The sequence below is a fragment of the Nocardia carnea genome (assembly GCF_029868325.1).
GTDB lineage: Bacteria > Actinomycetota > Actinomycetes > Mycobacteriales > Mycobacteriaceae > Nocardia > Nocardia carnea_C.
Window position 1 is genome coordinate 1 of the sequence record NZ_JARWNW010000004.1, and the last position, 2,971, is coordinate 2,971.

General features: G+C 69.4%; 2 protein-coding genes. Both read right to left on the reverse strand.

The features are described from left to right. Positions 1–341: 341 nt before the first annotated feature. Positions 342–1,199 carry a Bax inhibitor-1/YccA family protein gene (locus QH196_RS00050; RefSeq protein WP_280413687.1) on the reverse strand — a complete coding sequence of 286 codons (858 nt, stop codon included), beginning with the start codon at positions 1,197–1,199 and terminating at the stop codon, positions 342–344. Positions 1,200–1,493: 294 nt separating this feature from the next. Next, positions 1,494–2,630 (reverse strand): serine/threonine-protein kinase, encoded by a 1,137-nt coding sequence (locus QH196_RS00055; protein WP_280413688.1) that lies wholly within the window; start codon positions 2,628–2,630, stop codon positions 1,494–1,496. Positions 2,631–2,971 lie beyond the last annotated feature (341 nt).

Here is a 2,971-nt window from a genome sequence, read left to right on the forward strand (position 1 = left end):
GGGCACCGGCGGCCGGGGTGGGGCGCGGGGCGGGGAGGGGGGGGGCCAGGGCGGGGGGGGGGGGCCCGGGGGGGTGTGGGGAGGACCCGGGGGGGGGCCGGGGGGGTGGGCGCGCCCCCCCCCCCCCGCGCGGGGCCCCCCCGCCCCCGCCCGGCCCCCGCCCCCCCCCCCCCCCCCCCCCCCCCGGGCGGCGGGCCCCCCCACCCCCCCCCCGCCCGCCAGGTCCGTGACGAGAGCCATCACGACCATGATGGAGCTGCTCAGACACCACAAAAGAAGGCGGCCCCGCGAGGGACCGCCTTCTTTTGTGATGTCCTGACCGCACTGAGGCGGCCGGGTTCCTAGTCGCTCTGGAAGTAGCTCAGCAGGCGCAGGATCTCGACGTAGAGCCAGACCAGGGTGACCGTGAGGCCGAGCGCCACACCCCAGGCGGCCTTGGGCGGGGCCTGGGCGCGGATGAGCTGGTCGGCCGCGTCGAAGTCGAGCAGGAAGCTGAACGCGGCGATGGCGATGACCACCAGGCTGAAGATGATCGCGACCGGGCCGCCGTCACGCAGGCCGAAACCGCCGTCGGTGAAGAAGCTCGCGATCAGGTTGCCGACGATCAGTACCAGGATGCCGATCATGGCGCCGATGAGCATGCGGGTGAACCGCGGGGTGACCCGGATGGCGCCGGTCTTGTAGACGACGAGCATGCCGGCGAACACACCGAAGGTGCCCAGGACGGCCTGCCCGATCATGCCTGCGCCGCCCGCGCCACCGAAGGTGATATCGGTGAACATGAACGACAGGGCGCCGACGAACACACCCTCGGCGACCGCGTAGGCGAGCACGATGGCGGGGTTGTCCATCTTGCGGCCGAAGGTGGCGACCAGGACCAGAACCAGGCCGATGATGCCGCCGCCGATGACGAACATTGGGGCGAGCGCGGTGTTGGCGCTGGTCAGAATGTAGGTGACCAGCGCGGACAGCGCGAGCACACCCAGCGTGATCCCGGTTTTGGTGACCACATCGTCGATGGTCAGCGACCGGGTCGGCGCCTGCGGCGGGTAGGGCTGCTGCTGATACTGCGGGGGGTACTGCTGGTTGCCGTACTGGTAACCCAGCTGTCCCGCGCCGGCAGCAGCCGAGCCGAAGCTCGCGTAGCCGGTTTCCTGCTTCGGCAGATTCTTGAATACCGGATTGCTTGTGGCGCGCACCGCAAATCCCTTTCTCGGAGTTCGTTGGCCATACCGGAGCACGACCGTCGGCTCGAGCTGTTACTCGATATCCAACTGTCCATCCAACGATCACCACCCCTGGCGGAGTTCCCGGGGCGCGCCGAAAAGACAGACAAACCGGACCTTACCGCCGGACGGGCCGCCGTGGGTCACGGACCGGTCCGCGAATCGGATCCGATTGTCCGCGTCCGACCTCGCCGGACCCGGAATATCGGCCGTGCACACCGTGGCGAATCCGATAATGCGAGGCCACCGCCTATCACCGCGGCAACGTCACATCACCATGATGAGGATCGCGATAATGATCACCAACCCGATCAGCAGGCCGATGGTGACGGCCACGGTAGGGCTGGGCGACTGCCCGGAACCCCCGCGGCCGATCTTCTGCGCCGGCCCAGGCGCCGGCGCCGGGTTCGCGGGCTGCGGCTGGGCGCGGCGGGGCAGCGGGCCGGAACGGGGGCTGCGCAGCCCGGCGGCGGAGTTACGGGCCGCCCAGGCGGGGATGGTGCCGTCTTCGGTGCGCACCGGAGCGCCGAGGATGTTGTCGGCGGCGCCGGGACCGAACGCGGCGGCCAAGATCTCCTCCCGTGCCTGCGCCATGCTGGGGCGGCGTTGCGGTGCCGGTTCCATCATGTGCAGCAGCACACGAGTGAGTACCCCGCTGCGGGTCGGCGGGTTGATCTGCGCCATGGCGGCACGCTCCACGATGGCGTCACTGTCGTCGTCCATACCGAACGGCGGCTGACCTTCGATGGCGGTGTAGAGGGTGGCACCGAGGGAGAACACATCGCTGGCGGCGGTGGGCTGGGCGCCGCGGGCCACCTCCGGCGGCAGGTAGGCGGGGGTTCCGGTGATCATGCCGTCGGGTTCGTCGGAGGCCTCGGTGATATTGCGGGAGATACCGAAATCGCTGAGCTTCGCCATCCCGACCCCCGGGCCCCGATCGGCGACGAGGATATTGCCCGGTTTGATATCGCGGTGCACGATCCCGACCGTATGCGCGGCGGCGAGCGCGTCGGCGACCTGCGCACCGATCTGGGCGACCTCGATCACCGGCAGCGCGTTCACCAGGCCGAGCGCCCGGGCGACGCTGCGCGAGGGCAGATGCTCCATCACCAGCCAGGGTTCACCGGCTTCGAGCACCACGTCGTAGACGGCGATGGCGTGCTCGTGGGAGAGCTTGGCCGCGACGCGGCCCTCGTGCACGATCCGATCGCGGATCGTGCGGGCTTCCGCCACGTCCAGGCCTGCCGTCGACAGCACCTGTTTGATGGCGACGTCCCGGTCCAGCAGCCGATCGTGTGCCAGCCATACCGCACCCATACCGCCACCGCCCAGTTTCGACTGCAGGCGGTACCGGCCGGCCACCAGATAATCGGGGCCGACGATGGGACGGGGGCGATCGATCATGCTGTGAGACTAGTCGAATTCGGTGGTAGCTGGCCGGTTTCGGGAGCGGCGACCGGTGACACGTGACGGCATTCACTACAGCGGGTCGTAGCTGTTCGGCGGGACTTCCAGGGCTCCCCTTCCGACGGCAAGCTATCGAATGTATGTTCGATACAAGAGGCGGGTTCACCCCGATGGTTCGGGGCCCGTCTCGGTTCTGGAGCGACGGAGCGGAGGAGCGAAGCGGAGGAGCGGAGGAGTGAAGAACCGGGCTACCCGGGGCCCCACCCTCGGGGCCCCGGGGGGGGGCGAAAAAATTATGGGGGGGCAAAAAATAAAAACCCCCCCAGACGACCCCCCCC